This window comes from Xanthomonas fragariae, from assembly GCF_017603965.1.
Classification (GTDB): domain Bacteria; phylum Pseudomonadota; class Gammaproteobacteria; order Xanthomonadales; family Xanthomonadaceae; genus Xanthomonas; species Xanthomonas fragariae_A.
On record NZ_CP071955.1, the window covers coordinates 271451 to 288213 of the forward strand.

At 63.8% G+C, this 16763-nt stretch carries 12 protein-coding genes, 4 other RNA genes and 8 pseudogenes; 13 read left to right on the forward strand and 11 right to left on the reverse strand.

Translation table 11 applies throughout. The annotated features are described in order from the left end of the window. Positions 1 to 33: 33 nt before the first annotated feature. From J5I97_RS01240 to J5I97_RS01250, 3 genes and pseudogenes are all read right to left on the reverse strand, one after another. Positions 34 to 478 (reverse strand): annotated as a pseudogene (locus J5I97_RS01240) (hypothetical protein); the annotation flags it as partial. 27 nt (positions 479 to 505) lie between these two features. After that, positions 506 to 632 (reverse strand): annotated as a pseudogene (locus tag J5I97_RS01245) (transposase); the annotation flags it as partial. Positions 633 to 731: 99 nt separating this feature from the next. Then, positions 732 to 1175 carry a hypothetical protein gene (locus J5I97_RS01250; RefSeq protein ID WP_208588485.1) on the reverse strand — a complete coding sequence of 148 codons (444 nt, stop codon included), beginning with the start codon at positions 1173 to 1175 and terminating at the stop codon, positions 732 to 734. A 157-nt stretch (positions 1176 to 1332) separates the two neighbouring features. Between J5I97_RS01250 and J5I97_RS01255 the strand changes: the two genes are divergently transcribed. After that, positions 1333 to 1414: non-coding RNA, sX9 sRNA (locus J5I97_RS01255), on the forward strand. Between the two features lie 21 nt (positions 1415 to 1435). On the opposite strand, the gene hrpB is transcribed toward J5I97_RS01255, so the two are convergent. Continuing rightward, positions 1436 to 3937: an ATP-dependent helicase HrpB gene (gene hrpB, locus J5I97_RS01260; RefSeq protein WP_208588486.1), complete on the reverse strand. Its 2502-nt coding sequence runs from the start codon at positions 3935 to 3937 to the stop codon at positions 1436 to 1438. 185 nt (positions 3938 to 4122) lie between these two features. Between hrpB and J5I97_RS01265 the strand changes: the two genes are divergently transcribed. Together J5I97_RS01265 and J5I97_RS01270 are read left to right on the forward strand one after the other, a co-directional pair. Next, positions 4123 to 4428, forward strand: a complete 306-nt coding sequence (locus tag J5I97_RS01265) for a hypothetical protein (RefSeq protein ID WP_208588488.1) — start codon at positions 4123 to 4125, stop codon at positions 4426 to 4428. 155 nt (positions 4429 to 4583) lie between these two features. Then, positions 4584 to 4658: non-coding RNA, sX9 sRNA (locus tag J5I97_RS01270), on the forward strand. A gap of 27 nt (positions 4659 to 4685) precedes the next feature. Here J5I97_RS01270 and J5I97_RS01275 read toward each other — a convergent pair. The 3 genes from J5I97_RS01275 to J5I97_RS01285 all read right to left on the reverse strand — a co-directional run bounded on the left by J5I97_RS01275 (position 4686) and on the right by J5I97_RS01285 (position 6443). Continuing rightward, complete coding sequence (locus J5I97_RS01275; protein WP_208588490.1) at positions 4686 to 5159, reverse strand: DUF1456 family protein; 474 nt, start codon at positions 5157 to 5159, stop codon at positions 4686 to 4688. A 109-nt stretch (positions 5160 to 5268) separates the two neighbouring features. Beyond that, positions 5269 to 5330: non-coding RNA, sX9 sRNA (locus J5I97_RS01280), on the reverse strand. 306 nt (positions 5331 to 5636) lie between these two features. Beyond that, positions 5637 to 6443 (reverse strand): TatD family hydrolase, encoded by an 807-nt coding sequence (locus J5I97_RS01285; RefSeq protein ID WP_208588492.1) that lies wholly within the window; start codon positions 6441 to 6443, stop codon positions 5637 to 5639. Between the two features lie 153 nt (positions 6444 to 6596). On the opposite strand from J5I97_RS01285, the gene J5I97_RS01290 reads away from it, so the two are divergent. The 4 genes from J5I97_RS01290 (at position 6597) to J5I97_RS01305 (ending at position 10213) form a co-directional block, all read left to right on the forward strand. After that, positions 6597 to 7871 (forward strand): MFS transporter, encoded by a 1275-nt coding sequence (locus J5I97_RS01290; protein WP_208588494.1) that lies wholly within the window; start codon positions 6597 to 6599, stop codon positions 7869 to 7871. An 85-nt stretch (positions 7872 to 7956) separates the two neighbouring features. After that, entirely contained in the window at positions 7957 to 8106 is a 150-nt protein-coding gene (locus J5I97_RS01295) for a hypothetical protein (protein WP_208588496.1), read from the forward strand. 44 nt (positions 8107 to 8150) lie between these two features. Next, a complete protein-coding gene (locus J5I97_RS01300; RefSeq protein WP_208588498.1) occupies positions 8151 to 9032 on the forward strand; it encodes an NAD-dependent protein deacetylase in 882 nt (293 codons plus the stop codon). 62 nt (positions 9033 to 9094) lie between these two features. After that, positions 9095 to 10213 carry an NADH:flavin oxidoreductase/NADH oxidase gene (locus J5I97_RS01305; RefSeq protein WP_208588499.1) on the forward strand — a complete coding sequence of 373 codons (1119 nt, stop codon included), beginning with the start codon at positions 9095 to 9097 and terminating at the stop codon, positions 10211 to 10213. A 61-nt stretch (positions 10214 to 10274) separates the two neighbouring features. On the opposite strand, the pseudogene J5I97_RS01310 reads toward J5I97_RS01305, so the two are convergent. Then, positions 10275 to 11106 (reverse strand): annotated as a pseudogene (locus tag J5I97_RS01310) (transposase). Positions 11107 to 11153: 47 nt separating this feature from the next. Here J5I97_RS01310 and J5I97_RS01315 point away from each other — a divergent pair. From J5I97_RS01315 to J5I97_RS01325, 3 genes and pseudogenes are all read left to right on the forward strand, one after another. Further along, a pseudogene (locus tag J5I97_RS01315) lies at positions 11154 to 11538 on the forward strand (XVIPCD domain-containing protein). Positions 11539 to 11606: 68 nt separating this feature from the next. Further along, entirely contained in the window at positions 11607 to 12458 is an 852-nt protein-coding gene (purU, locus tag J5I97_RS01320; RefSeq protein ID WP_208588501.1) for a formyltetrahydrofolate deformylase, read from the forward strand. A 181-nt stretch (positions 12459 to 12639) separates the two neighbouring features. Continuing rightward, complete coding sequence (locus J5I97_RS01325; RefSeq protein WP_238135604.1) at positions 12640 to 13491, forward strand: MFS transporter; 852 nt, start codon at positions 12640 to 12642, stop codon at positions 13489 to 13491. Between the two features lie 4 nt (positions 13492 to 13495). On the opposite strand, the gene J5I97_RS01330 is transcribed toward J5I97_RS01325, so the two are convergent. After that, positions 13496 to 13571, reverse strand: a non-coding RNA gene (locus J5I97_RS01330) — sX9 sRNA. 68 nt (positions 13572 to 13639) lie between these two features. Here J5I97_RS01330 and J5I97_RS01335 point away from each other — a divergent pair. After that, positions 13640 to 13880 (forward strand): annotated as a pseudogene (locus tag J5I97_RS01335) (MFS transporter); the annotation flags it as partial. A gap of 87 nt (positions 13881 to 13967) precedes the next feature. Here the strand turns inward: J5I97_RS01335 and J5I97_RS19680 are convergent. Both J5I97_RS19680 and J5I97_RS01345 read right to left on the reverse strand, forming a co-directional pair. After that, positions 13968 to 14667, reverse strand: a pseudogene (locus J5I97_RS19680) (response regulator). Then, positions 14667 to 15065, reverse strand: a complete 399-nt coding sequence (locus J5I97_RS01345; RefSeq protein WP_208588505.1) for an ATP-binding protein — start codon at positions 15063 to 15065, stop codon at positions 14667 to 14669. The pseudogene J5I97_RS19680 and the gene J5I97_RS01345 overlap by 1 nt, the downstream one beginning before the upstream one ends. Before the next feature lie 253 nt (positions 15066 to 15318). Here J5I97_RS01345 and J5I97_RS01350 point away from each other — a divergent pair. Further along, a pseudogene (locus J5I97_RS01350) lies at positions 15319 to 16387 on the forward strand (IS4 family transposase). Between the two features lie 24 nt (positions 16388 to 16411). Next, positions 16412 to 16729 (forward strand): annotated as a pseudogene (locus J5I97_RS01355) (TolC family protein); the annotation flags it as partial. Positions 16730 to 16763 lie beyond the last annotated feature (34 nt).

The window sequence follows — 16763 nt, forward strand, 5'->3', positions numbered from 1 at the left end:
TTTCCACGGATTCCTGCTCACCCACAGCAACTACAAGCTCTGCCATGGCGCGCAACCGGTGACCATGGCCAGATTGGCCGACAGCAGCCACTGCGGCGTGATCTGGTCATAGCCGTACAACTTGAGCTGACGGGTGTGATCGTTACGCTGCGGGCCGTTGGTATGTTTCTCGACCAGGGTGAAGGTGTTGGCCTTGTCGGGATCGATCAACCAGCAGCTGACCGGATTGCTTGCTTTGATAACGTTGTAGCCCAGCGCATATCGGACTTGGCCAACACTGCGTCGATGTCGCAGTAATCGTCCACGCCGCTACGCAGCAATCGGTAGGTGGCCCTGGCGCAGTAGACGCAGCTGTCATCGAGCGTCCTGGAAAAGCCCAGGATGATTGGTCCTGGAACGAAGGTCCGATGCCGGAGGCTGCGACGGTCTTGGGATCGGGCAGCACGCTGTAGTTGTTATTGGACGGCACCGGCTGAGAGTGGCTAACAAAACTACATCAAGCCGCAAGCCACTTGCAGTCATGGACGTTGGCCCCGGTCACGACGAGCGACAACGGGACGCTACGGCCGTCCACCAGCAGGTGGTGCTTGCTGCCTTTTTCCCCGATCCGTCGGGTTGGGTCCCATGGCTTCCTGTGCCAGCGGCGCCTTCATCATGATGGATTGCACCCCACAAACGACAACGCCACGGCACAGGGCCGTGGCGTTGAGGAATTGCCTGGGAGACAGGGCTTATTCGATGCCGTCGCTCGGGGTCACTGCGCCGCGACGCTGGTAGGCCGCACGACGTGCGTTGGCACTGCCGGGGTTTTCGCGGTCGAGGCGGTGCACGTTACCGCCGAGCACCTGCTGATCACGCTGACGTTTGCGATACACCGCGTAGCCGATCAGGCCCAGGCTTGCGACAGCTGCGGCGACGGTGACGGCCGGGTTGCGCTTGACCAACTTGCTGGCGGCCTTGCCGCCGGAGCGTACGACACCCAGTGCAGCGCCGGTCTTCAGCCATTGGCTGGCGCCTGGGCCGAAATGACGCAGGCTACTGCCGGCGTTACGTGCCTGATCGCTGGCATTGGATGCGGCGTGACGCAGGTGGCCGCCGGCATTGCCAGCCAGTTCCAGGGCACGCTCCAGGGCGCGCTCCAGGGCGCGTTCGGTGATGACAGTCAGCTTGCTCATTATAGTCGTTTCCTCTCTGAGTACGTGTTGCGCAGTCTGTGCGGTGGCGCGTATAGGCGGCGTTAGCGGGGTTCGGGTCTGTTTGGCTTGCGGTTAAGAGCGGCGAACAAAACGACTGCGTTCACCGCCAGGCAGGCGGCCGGTGCTCGGAATCGGCATGTACCACGGGCACCCTGCGGTTGCTGCGCGCCGTCCGCGTCCGCACCCACCTGACGACTGCTCGCTACGTTTTGTTAGCCGCTCTAAAGGAAGAAGGGCGATTACGTTCCGCGCGGCTTGGCTCTATGCGTCGCTGCCGCCGTCCATGGATCATCTGGCCATGGATGTCTGGGGTATCTCCCCTTTATCTCTTTCCTGACGTTCGGATAGGTGTTCGCCCAGAAGCTTTTCAGATCCTGGGTCACCTGCAGCGCACGGCCGCCGGGGGAGAGCAGGTGCAGGGTCAGGGGGATGCGGCCGTCGGCGATCCGAGGAGTTTCGGCCAGGCCGAACAGTTCCTGCAATTTGACTGCCAGCACCGGCGGCAGCGGCTGCGCAGCGTGGTCGACTGCGTAGCCGACCGGCCGTTCCATGCCCGAGGGCACGCTGATGCGGGTGGGCGCGTGGCGGTCGATCAGCTGGCGGCGGTCCCACGGCAATGCGGCTTTGAGCGCTTCGCCCAGGATGGTTTCGTCCAGTGCATCGAGCCGGGTCTTGCCGACGAAGGCCGGGCGCAGCCAGCTATCGAGCGTTGCCAACAGCACTGTGTCGGAAAGGTCCGGCAACGCAAGTTCGGGCATCCACACCCGTAGCGACTGCACACGTGCGCGCCATTGGCGCAGGCTATCGGTCCATGGCAAGGCATCCAGACCGAACCGACGCACCGCTTCAGTCAGCGCGTCGGCGGCTTGCGCCGGATCGACGCGACCGGCCGGGCGGTTGTCGAGCACGATGCGGTCGAAGCTGGATTGCCGGCGCGCGATCAGAGCGCGCTTGTCCGCGTCCCACTGCACGATGTCCTGTTGCACGAAGCGCTCGGGCACGCTGCGGCGCAGATAGTCCTCGTCCACCGGTGCGGCGCGTAGCAGCAGCGCGTCCTTGGCCTCGTAATGTAGCTCGCTGGCGACAAGCCAGGGTTCGCCGCGCAGATCGCTGTGGTCGAACAGACGCGCGCTGCGACCGTTAGCGAGCAGGTAGCGCAGTGGGTCGCTGGGATGGCGTGCGGCGATACGGTCGGGGAAGGCATGCGAGAGCAGGTCGCCGAGCGCGTGCGCCTCCACGCTGGTCGGCGGGGCGGTGTCGCAACGCAGCCGGCGTCGCCATTGTTTGGCGGCACTGTCGATGATGGCCAGGGCGCCGCGGTTGGCATCGTTTGCGCTGCGGCCTTGGCGGAATGCGGCCAGTGCGCGCCAGCGCGCGGCCAGTCCGTCGCCACCCTGACGTAGCGGGTCGCGCGCTTCCAGCAAGGCGGCCAGGTCGCAGGCCAGCGCCACGTGCGCTGTATCGCCGGCCTGCGCCAGCATTGCGGCCAGACGCGGATGGGTGCCCAGCGCGAGCATGCGCCGGCCCAGCGCGGTGATGCCGCCGTTGTCGCTTAGCGCGCCCAGCCGCTGCAGTAATTCGTGTGCGGCGGCCAACGCGCCGCTCGGTGGCGCATCGACAAAACGCAGCGCGGTGCTGCCCCAGGCGGCCAGTTCCAGCGCCAGGCCAGCCAATTCCACCTGGGTGATTTCGGCACGTCGTTGCGGTTCCAGCCGCTGCGATTGCGGCCATAGCCGGTAAGCCCAGCCGCTGGCCATGCGTCCGGCGCGTCCGGCGCGCTGGTCGGCCGAGGCTTGCGCAATGGTGGTGACGTCCAGCCGCGAAAAACCGCTATTAGGGTCGTAATGCGGCTCGCGCGCCAGCCCGCTGTCGATGACTACGCGCACGCCGGGCAGGGTGACTGACGATTCGGCCACGTTGGTCGCCAGCACCACGCGGCGGCGCCCCTGCGGGTCGGGCTGCAGCACCTGGCTTTGCGCCTCGACCGACAGCTCGCCATGCAGCGACAGCACCTGAACCTCCGAGTCAAGCACCTCCTGCAGCGCGCTGTGCACGCGCGCGATCTCGCGTTGGCCGGGCAGAAACACCAGCACATCGCCCGGATGCGTGGACAAGGCGTGTTCGATCGCGCGGCGCGCCTGCGGTTCCAGCGTTTCGTGGCGGCGTGCAGGAAAGTGCGCGACATCCACCGGAAAACTGCGCCCGGCACTGCTCAAGCGCGGTGCGTCGAGGAAGCCGGCCAGCCGCTCGCCATCGAGCGTGGCCGACATCGCCACGATGCGCAGGTCCTCGCGCACCTGCGCCTGGACATCCAGCGCCAGCGCCAGACCGAGGTCGCCGGCCAGATGGCGTTCGTGGAATTCGTCGAACAGCAGCGCGCCGATGCTCTCCAGCATTGGGTCGTCCTGGATCAGCCGGGTCAGGATGCCTTCGGTGACCACTTCTATCCGCGTACGTGGAGAGGTCTTGTTCTCGAAGCGAATGCGGTAGCCCACGGTCTCGCCGACCGGCTCGCCGAGCTGGCGTGCCATGAACACTGCAGCGCTGCGGGCGGCCACGCGGCGCGGCTCCAGCATCACAATTTTGCGGCCGGCCAGCCATGAGGCATCCAACAGTGCCAACGGTACCTGGGTGGTCTTGCCGGCGCCGGGCGGGGCTTCCAGCACCAGCCGCGAGTGGTCGGCCAGGGTCTGGCGGATTTGCGGCAGCAGCGCGGAGATGGGGAAGACAACGTCTGTCATGCGCAGCAAGGATACGGATCTGCTGCTGTGGGTGCGATGGACGGCAAGCAGCGCGAAACACTCCGCGCCTCAGCGAAGCGGTTTTCCGACTTGCGTAATCGCAGCGCCAAAAAAGAAACTTCCGCATCGCACTTGTCAGCGCGCACTGCCATCGTGCGTCGCCACCACACCAACCTAAAGACGCTATGAACGACTACGGCTCCTATCGCTACCTTCCTGCAGACGGTTGGTACGCCACGTATCCACAACACACCAATGCGCAAGAACCGTCCACCGATGCGCGGGAAGCGCGCGTCTTTCAACGTGTGGCGCTTTGGCGAGTGGCCCCGCATGGATCGATTGTGGGCCTGATCTCGGCACCCGACTGCGGCGAGGCGGAGATCGAATCGCAGCTGCTCAGCGCTCCGCGCGGCGCAGGTGTCTACTACGTTCACATCGATGATCTGACTGACGAAGATCGCGAACAGATCCGCTGCAAACGCTTAAGCTGATCGCAATCTGCAGCGTTTGCTGCGGGTTGCCGGGTCAGCGTGGTCCGACGACCAGGTCGGTGCGGATGGCGCATCGCTCTCCGCACCGACTAAGAGCGGCTGATAAAACGACTGCGCTCACCGCCAGGCGGGCGCGGTCGGTGCTCGGAATCGGCATGTACCACGCGTACATTCCGGTTTCTGCGCGCCGTCCGCACCCACTTGACGCTGCTCGCTACGTTTTGTTAGCCGCTGTAAAGGTCATGCGCTGAGGTGCGTCAACTCGCTTCGCGCATCCGTGCGGTCAGGCCTTTGAGGAAGGCGCGCAGCAGTTGGTCGCCGCAGGGGCGGAAGTTCTTGTGGCCGGGTTGGCGGAACAGCGCGGACAGTTCCGGCTTGGACAGCGGGAAGCCGGCGCTGGCGAAGATGGCGTGCATGTCCACGTCTTTCAGTTCGAAGGCCACGCGCAGTTTCTTCAGCACCAGATTGTTGCCGACGCGGGTTTCCAGCGGGCGGACAGGCTGGCTCTCGTCGCGGCCGCGGAAGCGCAGCACCAGGCCGTCGAGAAAGCGCGCCAGCATCGCATCGGTGCACGGCTCGAAACCGGGCTCGTCTTCCTTCTTCAACCAGGTCTGTACCTGCGGCTTGTCGAGCGCGAACTCCGGGTCGGCCAGGTGGGTGATGTCCACCACCTTGTCGTCGCTGAGGTCGAGCATGTAGCGGATACTGCGCAGTACATCGTTGTGGATCATGACAATTCCGGTGTCCCGGCCTGTCGCCGGAAAGGCCGCATTCTACGGGGCCAAAGCAGAACGCGGCATGTGGCGAACCGAACGGGTGCGCACCTGACGCCGGTCAGGTGGCCGACAAGACGCAGCGGGCAGCCGTCGGGCGAATGCGGACGGCGCGCAAGAGACGCAGGTCGAGCGCGACCAGCTCCGGGCAGCGTCGGTCCTGACTTGGCGACGCTTTCAAAGCGCAACGTGTCGCCAGCGGCGGGGCGACCGGTGGCGGTACAGCACATGCGTGGATAGCGTGCTCATGCCACCGCCTGAGTCGGTGCGGCCATTGGCCGACTAAGTCGGGTTGGTCGTAGGCCATGTAGCTGTCGACGATGGCCTGGCGGTCGTCCAGGAACGGCAATGGCTCCCACAGCAGCGCCAGCTGCCGCGGGCCGATGGTTTGCGGGTCAGGGTGGATGCGCCACAGCCAGGGCTGCGCCGTCCCACTCATGCAGCGGCCGCAGGGGCCGGCAGACGGAAGAACACACGCGCCGCGGTGGTGCTGTTGGCCGCAGTCAGCGCAACGTCTTCGCCGCGGTCGCGTGCGAGTTCGTCCACGATATGCGATAGAAACATCGGCTCGTTGCGGCGGTCCTTGGGCATCGGCTTGAGCGTACGCGGCAGCAGGTAAGGCGCGTCGGTTTCGATCATCAAGCGATTGGCCGGGATATTGCGCACCAGCTCGCGCAAATGCGCACCGCGGCGCTCGTCGCACAGCCAGCCGGTGATGCCGATGTAGTAATCGCGGTCCAGATAGTCGAACAGTTCTTCACGGGTGCCGGTGAAGCAGTGCACCACCGCCGGACCGAGGCGGCCCCCGAAGCTGCGCATGATCGACAGGAAATCGTCATGCGCCTGGCGTTGATGCAGGAACAATGGTTTGCCATTGTCGGCAGCCAATTGCAGCTGGCGTTCGAAGGCCCTGTGCTGCGCCGGGCGCGGTGCGAAATCGCGGAAGTAATCCAGCCCGCATTCGCCCACCGCCACCACCTGCGGGTGCGCGTGCAGCGTGCGCATTTCGGTCTCGCATTCGGCGGTGAATTCCACCGCGTGGTGCGGGTGCACGCCAGCGGTAGCGTAGAGAAATCCGGGGTGTTGCTCGGCCAGTTTTAGTGCCGACGGCGAATGCTCGCGGCTGGCGCCGGTGATCACCAGTTGCGCAATGCCCGCATCGCGTGCGCGTTGCAGCACCGCATCGCGATCGCGGTCGAAAGAGTCGTGGGTGAGGTTGGCGCCGATATCGATCAACTGCACGTTGCGGGTGTCGTTTGGGAAAGCTGAGTAAGTGTAACGAGCGGGGGTTGTGTGCGCTCAGCCATTTGCATATTGCAACTGCCAGCATCAGATAATTGGACAGGGGGTGGTAGTAGGCCAATACTCGCCGTCTCAGGTCTCGGTATCGCACCCATGTCTTCCTCTGGTCGTCGCCCCGACACGTTGCGGGACACAACTGCCGTTGTCGAAATCGATGCGCCCGCGAGCGGGCGCATCCGGCTGGCGCTCTTCCTGGCCGGTTTTGCCACCTTCTCGCTGTTGTACAGCGTGCAGCCGGTGCTGCCCGAGTTCGCGCGCGCCTTCGGCGTGGATGCTGCCACCGCCTCGTTGCCGTTGTCGCTGGCGACCGGTGCGCTGGCGTTGGCGATCTTCTGCGCTGGCGCGGTATCGGAAAACCTCGGCCGGCGCGGGCTGATGTTCGTGTCGATCGCACTCGCTGCGGTACTCAATCTGATCGCCGCGTTCCTGCCGCATTGGGGCGCGTTGGTGGCGGTACGCACCTTGTCGGGCATCGCACTGGGTGGAGTGCCGGCGGTGGCGATGGTCTATCTGGGCGAAGAGTTGCCGGCGAACAAACTGGGCGCGGCCACCGGCTTGTATGTGGCCGGTAATGCGTTCGGCGGCATGAGCGGGCGCATCGTGATGAGCGTGCTCACCGATCACTACGATTGGCGCACTGCTCTGGCGATGTTGAGCGTTTTCGACCTGCTGTGTGCGCTGGCGTTCGTCTGGTTACTGCCGCCGTCGCGGCATTTTGCGCGCCGGCATGGCATCAATCTGCGCTTTCATCTGCGTGCCTGGGCCGGGCATTTGCGCGATCGCAATCTGCGGTTGTTGTTCGCGCTGCCGTTCTTGTTGATGGGTGTGTTCGTGTGCCTCTACAACTACGCCGGCTTTCGTCTGGGCGGGCCGGAGTTCGGCTTGAGCCAGAGCCAGATCGGCATGATCTTCAGCGCGTATGTGTTCGGCATTGTCAGCTCGTCGGTGGCCGGCGCCGCGTCGGATCGTTTCGGGCGCGGCTCGGTGGTCATCGCCGGCATCGTGGTATGTGTGCTCGGTGTGGCGCTGACCTTGGCACATGTGCTGGCGTTGGTGGTGGTTGGCATCGTGCTGTTGACGATCGGGTTTTTCATCGCGCATTCGGCCGCCAGTGCGTGGGTGAGCCGGCTCGGCGGTGCGCATCGCAGTCATGCCGCGTCGCTGTATCTGCTGGCGTATTACGCCGGCTCCAGCGTGATCGGCGCGCTCGGCGGCTGGTTCTGGCAACACGGTGGCTGGGGCGGGTTGGTCTGCATGTGCCTGACGCTGCTGGCACTCGCATTTGCTGCTGCGTCCCTGCTGCGCCACCGTGCCGATGACCCGCGCCCGTACGGAATGTTCATACCGCATCCTGCGCGGTGCGAGTGAGCGCGCTTTTCAGGCGTGCGCTCTGCCATTTGCGAACGGCATGGGGCCGCCGCGCTGGGCGCGCAGGCGCTCGCCGCGTGCGTTTGTGGCAGCGCTCGTCGCCGCCTCGCAGGTGCGCTTGGACGACTGCGATGCCGTGGCCGGGATCGACATGTTTGCCATCACCGGGCCGTTGAGAAGCCTGCTGGAAGATGGCACGCTGGCCGCGCGTGTTGCACCGCTACACGCACAATAGATGGTGTTGTTGCACAGTGATCTCTTCGCCACCGGAGTTGCCCGATGAGTGCGGCACTCGTTCAAGACAGCAACGCGCTGCAGGATTTCATCGACCGCCATCGGCGCCTGTTCGTGCTCAGTGGCGCCGGGTGCAGCACCGATTCGGGCATCCCCGACTACCGCGATCTGCAAGGCGGTTGGAAGCGTCCGCAACCGGTGACCTTCCAGGCCTTTATGGGCGAGTTGTCCACACGTCAGCGCTATTGGGCGCGCAGTCTGGTCGGTTGGCCACGGTTCGGCTTGGCCCAACCCAACGCGACGCATCGCGCACTGGCTGCGCTGGAAACGCGAGGCCAGCTGGAAGTGCTGCTCACCCAAAACGTGGACCGCCTGCATCAGGCCGCTGGCAGCCAGGCGGTGATCGATCTGCACGGCCGGCTCGATGTGGTGCGCTGCATGGGCTGCGAGCGGCGCATGCCACGCACTGAACATCAGATGCGGCTTGAGCAGGCCAATCCCGTTTGGGCCGACTTGGAAGCGGCGCAGGCGCCCGATGGCGATGCGGATTTGAACGATGTGGCCTTCGACAGTTTCGTGGTGCCGCCATGCCCGGTGTGCAGTGGGGTGCTCAAGCCGGATGTGGTGTTCTTCGGCGAGAACGTGCCGCGCGAGCGCGTTGAGCGTGCATTCGCGCATCTGCACGCGGCCGATGCAGTGCTGGTGGTGGGCTCGTCGCTGATGGTGTATTCGGGCTTTCGTTTCGTGCAGACCGCTGCACGCAACGGCTTGCCGATTGCCGCACTTAACTTCGGACGTACACGCGCCGACGAATTGCTCAGTTTGAAGGTGGAACAGTCGTGCGCGCAGGCGTTGGCGTTTCTGCAGGCGTCGGTCGATCCGCTGCGTGCACGTAGCGTCAATGACGCCAGTGCGCACTCTGCATGACGCAGTGATCCATCGCAGCGGTTGTGCCGACGCGTGTGGCGCAGTGCAATGGGCGCTCTTGCATGTCACGTGTGGATATCCTCTTGAGCCAGTTGTTCTCTCCCATCAGCTTCGGTCCGCTTGCGCTCGCCAATCGGATCGTGATTGCCCCGATGTGCCAGTACTCCGCACAGGATGGTCGCGCCAGCGATTGGCACCGCATCCACCTGGGCACGTTGTCGCAATCCGGCGCCGGCCTGCTGATTCTGGAAGCGGCCGCGGTGCAGCCGCAGGGCCGCATCTCTTACGCCGATCTGGGCTTGTACGACGACGCCACCGAGCAGGCCTTGGGCGAAGTGCTGCAATCGGTACGACGCTGGTCGCCGATGCCGATCGGCATCCAGTTGGCGCATGCCGGCCGCAAGGCGTCCACCGATCTGCCGTGGAAGGGCGGCGAAGCGATCGCACCCGATCACGTGCATGGCTGGCAGACCGTGTCTGCATCGGCAGTGCCGTTCGGTGACGGTCAGCCATTGCCGCAGGCACTGGACGAGGCCGGCATCGATGCGGTGGTCGAGGCGTTTGTCGCGTCGGCCAAACGGGCTGAACGCCTGGGTCTGGACCTGATCGAGCTGCATGCCGCGCACGGTTATCTGATGCACCAGTTCCTGTCGCCGCTGAGCAATCAACGCAGCGATGCGTATGGTGGGTCGCTCGAAAATCGCATGCGTCTGACGCTGCGTCTGTTCGATGCGGTGCGTGCGGCGGTGTCCGAGCGCATTGCGATCGGCGTGCGCATCTCGGCCACCGATTGGGTCGACGGCGGCTGGGATCTGCAGCAGAGCATCGTCTTGTCGAAAGCGCTGGATGTGCGCGGTGCGCACTACATCCATGTCTCCAGTGGCGGGCTGGACCGGCGCCAGCAGATTCCGGTGCAGGCGAGTTATCAGATTCCATTTGCGCAGGCCATCAAGGCGCAGGTAGATACGCCGGTGATCGGCGTGGGCCTGATCAGCGAGCCGACGCAAGCCGAAGCGATTCTGCAAGGAAGCCAGGCCGATGCGATCGCGTTGGCACGCGGCATTTTGTACGATCCGCGTTGGCCTTGGCATGCCGCTGCCGCACTTGGCGCATCGGTCACCGCCGCACCGCAATACCTGCGCTGCGAACCGCGCGAGGCGCGCGGCGTGTTGGCCAGCTGACGCACACCACTTATGTTCGATGTGCGTGGTTAGTGCGCTTGGGATATCGACTCCCCACAATTCAGTGCCAGCTAGAACTAGAGGTCTGCGGTTGATGTTGATCGCTGAAATCGGTGGGCGTTAGTCCTCCCAAGCTGTCGTGCGCTACAACGTGCCGATGACGCGGGCGGCCGGAAGATTCGAGTCCACTTCGATCGCCAAGGCTTACCGACTGAAATCGTCGATGACATTGAACGTGCGAAAGCGCCGACCGTCCCACAACGCATCGGACATGAAGTCGATCGACCACCCAGCATCGAGTCGGTCACCGCATGCCAACGGTTGTGGATGGCGCGTCGGCATCCGGCGTTTGACGCGGCGACGTCGATTGAGATTCATCAGGCAATACACACGCCAGACCCTGTTGTGATTCCACACATGTCCGCGCCGGCGAATGCATTGGAACGGTTTTCCAAATCCACGCTCGGGAAAACGCTCGGCCAATTCGGACAACAGCGCAATGACCTCATCATCCCGGTCGGGACGCCGCCGATAGTGCGCCACGCCAACCACCGAACAGCCCCGACGCTCGCTCCAGCCATACTGCTCGATGAGCCAGGCAAGCAGCGGGCGCTTGTGCGCCGGGCCTACAGCTTTTTTGCGACGACATCCTTCAGTGAATGGTTCTCCATCGCCAGCTCCGCATACATGCGTTTAAGCTTGTTGTGCTCTGTTTCCAGGTAGCGAAGGCGCTGCACGTCAGCGGCCTCCATCCAGCCGTACTTGGACTTCCAGACCTAGTACGTCGCATCGGAAATGCCTAGCTCACGACATATATCTTTGAACTGACGGCCGCCCTCGACCTGCTTCAGCGTGGCGACAAGCTGGCTCTCGGTGAACTTGCTCTTGCGCATCGGTGGTCTTCTTGGTGGCTAGTGTGCCCGGAGACCTCTAGTTATGGCTGGATCGATTTTACGGGAGGCTGACACGCCCGGACCATTCCGAAGATCCGGACCATTATCTGTTTGCGCAGATCTGCGAAGCGGTGAGCGTGCGGGACGCCGCATTGAGCAATGCCCACCGACGAGGCCAGCGAGCGCATAGCCGCGTGCCTGTTGCCGCCGGCCAGGCAGCATGGCTTTGACCAGTTCAACTACGTGGTACTCATCCGGTACGTCGGCGAAGTGGACGAGAACGCGTTCCTGGTGCGTAGCGAACCCTCCGATCCTGCGCATCTGCGTGCGCACATCACCACGCAAGAAGCGATGGAGACCTCGGCCGAGGCGTCGATGGTGCAGCTGGATGAGATCAATCGGCGCCCGATGCTGCGCCTGCCGCCGCGCTGAGTCACACTGCAACGATGGCGGACGCAAATACTGAGCCCGTCACTGCGCGTATTGGCTATCATTGGCCGATGCGCTCCGACTACATCCTCACTCTGTCCTGCCCAGACCGCACCGGTATCGTGTATCGCGTGACCGGGCTGCTGTTCGATCTGGCCTGCAACATTCTCGACGCACAGCAATTCGGCGACGACGAAAGCGACCGCTTCTTTTTGCGCGTGCACTTCGACAAGCCGCCCAATACCGAGATCGCCAGCCTGGAACAGCGGTTTGCGCTGCTGGCCGATGAATTCCGGATGGACTGGCAGCTGCACGATGCACGCCGTCGCGCGCGGCTGCTGGTGCTGGTGAGTAAGCAGGGGCATTGTCTCAACGATCTGCTGTTCCGCATGCATAGCCGGCAATTGCCGGTTGACATCGCCGCGGTGGTGTCCAACCACGCCGATTTCGCACCGCTAGTCGCTTCGTACGGCATCGCCTTTCACCATCTGCCGGTGACCGCAGACACGCGCGCCGCACAGGAAACGCAGCTGCTCGCCCTGGTCGAAGACCTGCAGATCGATCTGGTGGTGTTGGCGCGCTACATGCAGATTCTGTCGCCGGGGTTGTGCCGTGCATTGGCCGGGCGCGCGATCAATATCCATCACAGCTTCCTGCCCAGCTTCAAGGGCGCGCAGCCGTATCACCAGGCGCACGCACGCGGAGTCAAGATCATCGGCGCCACCGCGCATTACGTCACCGAAGATCTGGACGAAGGCCCGATCATCGAACAGGACGTCGCCCGGGTGGACCATGCAATGACCCCGCGCCATCTGGTGCGGCTGGGCAGCGACACCGAATCGCTGGTGCTTGCCCGTGCAGTGCGTCGCCATGTCGAACACCGCATCCTGCTCAACGGTCATCGCACGGTGGTGTTCCGCTAGCGATTCACGCCGCATGCCATTGGCCAAGGGTGCAGCAAGCGCAGTGGATCGGTGGTTATGCCACTTCCGCCTAGCGAGCGCTCCGGCCGGGTGGCCCCCGCGCCGCTGTGTTGCCGCTCCCATCGGAATCGTCTGCATCCCTCGCACCGGCTTCCAGCGCACGCGCGCAACAGCACGCCACGTGCACGGCGTTCTTCTTCCCGGCTTTGCCGCATCCATCTGGGCGGTGCTGGTGCCGTTTGCCAAGGCCAGGACCGGCGTGGACGATGGCGCGCTGGGATTGATCCTGTTGTGCCTTGGCGCAGGGTCGTTCGTGGCGATGCCGCTGGCCGGCGCCTTGTCAGCACGCTTCGGTCCGCGCGCGGTCACGGTCACGATCGCAACCGTTGCGCTGATCTGCATCAGCCTGCCGTTCCTGGCGCTGGTTGCCGACCAGTGGCTGCTGGGCGCGGTGGTGTTGGTGTTCGGTGCCGGCGTGGGCGCTATGGATTGCGTGATGAACATGCAGGCGGTGGCGGTCGAGCGCGATGCCGAGCGCGCGATGATGTCTGGGTTGCCTGCGTTTTTCAGCATCGGCGGCTTTGTCGGTGCCGGCGCGATGACGCTGCTGTTGTCGGCGCAGATCGGTCCGCTGACTGCGGCAATTGTGGGTGTGCTTGCGATGCTGGTGGTAGGCGCGTTGTCCGTTCGCTATTGGCGTACCGAGCGCGTCTGGCAGGATGGGCCCTGGCTTGCCCTGCCCAAGGGAGCGTACTGTTCATCGGCGTCTTGGCGTCGTGGTATTCCTGGCCGAAGGCACCATCCTGGATTGGAGCTCGGTGTTCCTGGCCGATGCGCACCAGGTAAGCCCTGCCAGGCCGGCGTCGGCTATGTCGCCTTTGCGTTGACCATGACCGTGACCCGCTTACTGGGCGATGCGGTGGTGGAGCGTCTGGGGCGCATCCGCTCGATCGTGGTGGGCGCGCTGCTGGCCAGCGCGGGCGTTCTCGTGCTCACGCTGGTGAGCCCATGGCAGGCATCGCTGGCCGGCTAAGGGTGGCTAACAAAGCCTAGCGAGCAGTCGTCAGGTGGGTACGGACGGCGCGGAGGAACCGGAGTGTACGCGTTGTACATGCCGATTCCGAGCACCGGCCGCGCCGGCTTGGCGGTGAGCGCAGTCGTTTTGTTAGCCGCTCTAAGGGCTGGTCGGCCTGGGCTGCGCTAACATCGTGCCGGCATTGTTCTCGCTGGCAGGCAACCAGACGCGGATGCCCGAAGGCATCGCCATCACCGCGGTTACCACACTCGGCTATGCCGGCATTCTGGCCGGCCCGGCATTGATCGGGTTCGCCGCCCATGGCATTGGCTTGGTTGGCGCGTTGATCGGCGTTGCGGTGCTGATGGTGGCTGCGGCTATTCTCTACGCGGTGGTTGAATATGTGAGCGCTGGGCATTGTTGACGTGCAGTTGTTGGGTTGTCGGTAACGCCTTACTGCACGCAAGCAATCTCTGCGAAGGGCAGAGCAAAGATTACGACTCGGCGAATAAATATTCGAAGCGATAACCCATGCCATACACCGAGCGCACCCACTCTTCGCCGCCGACATCGGCCAGTTTGCGGCGCAGGTTCTTGATGTGGCTGTCGACCGTGCGGTCGGTGACGATGCGGTGCTCCACATACACGCGGTCGATCAGCTGTTCGCGCGAGTACACGCGGCCAGGCGATGCACAGAGCGTGCGTAGTCGGAACTCGACCTGCATGAGATCCAGATCGCGCCCGGCGACACTGGCGCGGCAGGCGGAGTCATCGACGACCAACCTGCGCGTCGGCACCGCGTTGGGATCATGCCGATGCCGACGCAACACCACCCGTACGCGTGCCATCACTTCGCGCGGGCTGAAGGCTTTGCAGATGTAGTCGTCGGCGCCGATCTCCAGCCCAGCATGCGGTCGATCTCTTCGGCGCGTGCGGTCACCATGATCACCGGCAGCGCGCTGATGCTGCGCAGCTCGCGGCAGATCTACAGGCCATCGCGGTTTGGCAGCATCAGATCCAGCACGACCAGATCCGGCGATTGCGCGCGAAACGCATCGATCGCCTGCGCACTATCGGCGACCCAATGATGCGAGTACCCGGCCGCATGCAGATACTCGCACAGAGTACGGCAGCCAGGCGCGGTTCGTCTTCGACGATCAAGACATGCGCAGTCGGGGGATGCTGTGTGTCCATCACGCCTCCAATGCCGGCAGACGTAGGGTCACACATAGGCGGCCCAACGCCGAGGGTGTTGCGCTGATCTGGCCATCATGCGCAACGACGATATTGCGACAGATCGCAAGACCCAGCCCATGCGCGAGCCTTCGACGCGGTAGAAGCGCTCGAACAAACACTTCAGATTTGTCCGGTGCAACGTCTGGCGCGCTGTCTTCGATCACAATCTCCAGCCGGCGCCTACGACGCGCCCATCGCACCTGCAGCTGACTAGCCGCATTGGTGTAGCGCAGCGCGTTTTTCAGCACGTTGGACAACAGCTGCTGCAGACGCCGCTCGTCGCTGTCGATATGCAATGGCGCCTCGAATCCTTCGACGTGCAACGTGAGCCCCGCCGCGGTAATGCCTGTGTGCATGCCGGAGCCAGCCAAATAGCGCGGCGACACCGAAGCGTGCCGATCTTCCGCGCCGGCGCGCTGAAGGCCGAGCTGGATGTAGCCAAGTCGCAAAAGGACATCACCATCGCCCAGTACGAGTTGGCGATCCAGACCCTGAGGTTTCCCCACATTTCCTCCGGGCAGATCAATCACTTGCGACATGATCGTCTGGAAGTAAAGTGCGCGCATGGGGCACTCTTCAAGGTGACTAAGCCAGAGAAGGTTGACGACCATGCGCGCCAGCGAAGTATTGCAGAAGTGCCTGCCCAACTCACTGTCCGGGATGCATGCGTTGCGCGAACGCGCGTTGCTGCATGCGGTTGAGGCGTTGTTGCACGGACGTGCGCGGCGCGCAGCCGGTAATCGTCATCGACTGGAGCGATTTGAAGCCAGACAAATCGTGGTGTCTGCTGCGCGCAGCGGTGCCGGTGGGCGGCCGCACACTCACCTTGCTGGACATGCTGGTGCCAGGAAAGCAGCAGGGATCGCCTGGTGCAGAAAAACGCTTCTTGCAATAACTGAGGGCACTGGTTCCGGACGATGTTCGCCCGATCCTGGTCACTGACGCCGGCTTCCGGACACCGTGGTTCCGCGCCGTATCGGCCATGGGCTGGTGTTGAGTTGGGCGACTGCGCGGACGCCCGCAAGTCAAGCCGCAGAACGTGCCGGATGAGGCAGAGCAATGGAGCGACAGCCGGAAACTGCACGTTTTGGCGTCCAATCGTGCCTGCGAGTTACCGCCGATGCAGGCCAATCGCAGCGATCCACTCGATTGCCGGTTAGTGGTTTACGCCAAGACACGGCAAGGGCGCAAACAGTGCAATCGCCGCTCACCCGCCAAAGCCTCGCGTGCGTCATCGAGTCTGAAGGCCGCGGCGCGTGAGCGCGAGCCCTGGTTGATCGTTGCATCCCCGCAGCTGCAGGCACCCAGCGCTAAGCGGTTGGTGAATGTGTACGCACGACGGATGCAGATCGAACTGGCATTTCGCGATCTGAAATCACATCGCTACGGCCAGGCGCTGGAAGACAGTTTGCCCCGACGCGGCGAGCGACTACAGATCCTGCTGTTGATCAATACGTTGGCTGCATTCGCCAGCTGGTTGGCAGGGCTGGGATGCGAAGCTACCGGTATCGCCCAGTGGCTGTCTCCACGCAACAGCACACGCAAGCTTTACTCCACGCGACGCATCGGTCGAGAAGCCTTAATCAGGCACTGGCCGATGGAGCCTGTCTCACGGTGGATAGAGCGCTTGCGCGCACTGCCTGCGGCAGTGCGCGAGCAGATGATGCTTACGGTGTAAAACGTGGGGATACCTTAGTTCTGGAGCGCTTTCAGCGAAGTGGCCGATGCGCTCGCTCAACGCACGCAATCGGACGAACGCATGGATGCGCAACGCGCCTTGGTCGATGCCTCGCAACGCGGCTTCACGCGCCCGGATGCGCGCTACCGTAATGGCGTAGACAGTTATCCGGTGGCGCTGGACGCGTAGCGCGCGCTCTACAGCGCGCAGCAGACCTTGATCAGCTTGCGGCTGATCGAAGCGAGCAATCGGGTGACCTTGTACAAAGTGCTTGGCGGTGGTGTCGATGCGCAATCAACTGTGACATCAACACAAGTCCAGGCACCGGTCGCGCAACGCTAGCGCCTTGCCCAGACACGATGGCCTACGCATGCGC

Excerpts from the sequence above, each read along its gene's own strand:
- J5I97_RS01250 (WP_208588485.1), bottom strand. The coding sequence starts at position 1,175 with ATGAGCAAGCTGACTGTCATCACCGAACGCGCCCTGGAGCGCGCCCTG.
- hrpB (WP_208588486.1), bottom strand. The coding sequence starts at position 3,937 with ATGACAGACGTTGTCTTCCCCATCTCCGCGCTGCTGCCGCAAATCCGC.
- J5I97_RS01265 (WP_208588488.1), top strand. The coding sequence starts at position 4,123 with ATGAACGACTACGGCTCCTATCGCTACCTTCCTGCAGACGGTTGGTAC.
- J5I97_RS01275 (WP_208588490.1), bottom strand. The coding sequence starts at position 5,159 with ATGATCCACAACGATGTACTGCGCAGTATCCGCTACATGCTCGACCTC.
- J5I97_RS01290 (WP_208588494.1), top strand. The coding sequence starts at position 6,597 with ATGTCTTCCTCTGGTCGTCGCCCCGACACGTTGCGGGACACAACTGCC.
- J5I97_RS01300 (WP_208588498.1), top strand. The coding sequence starts at position 8,151 with ATGAGTGCGGCACTCGTTCAAGACAGCAACGCGCTGCAGGATTTCATC.
- J5I97_RS01305 (WP_208588499.1), top strand. The coding sequence starts at position 9,095 with ATGTCACGTGTGGATATCCTCTTGAGCCAGTTGTTCTCTCCCATCAGC.
- purU (WP_208588501.1), top strand. The coding sequence starts at position 11,607 with ATGCGCTCCGACTACATCCTCACTCTGTCCTGCCCAGACCGCACCGGT.
- J5I97_RS01345 (WP_208588505.1), bottom strand. The coding sequence starts at position 15,065 with ATGCACACAGGCATTACCGCGGCGGGGCTCACGTTGCACGTCGAAGGA.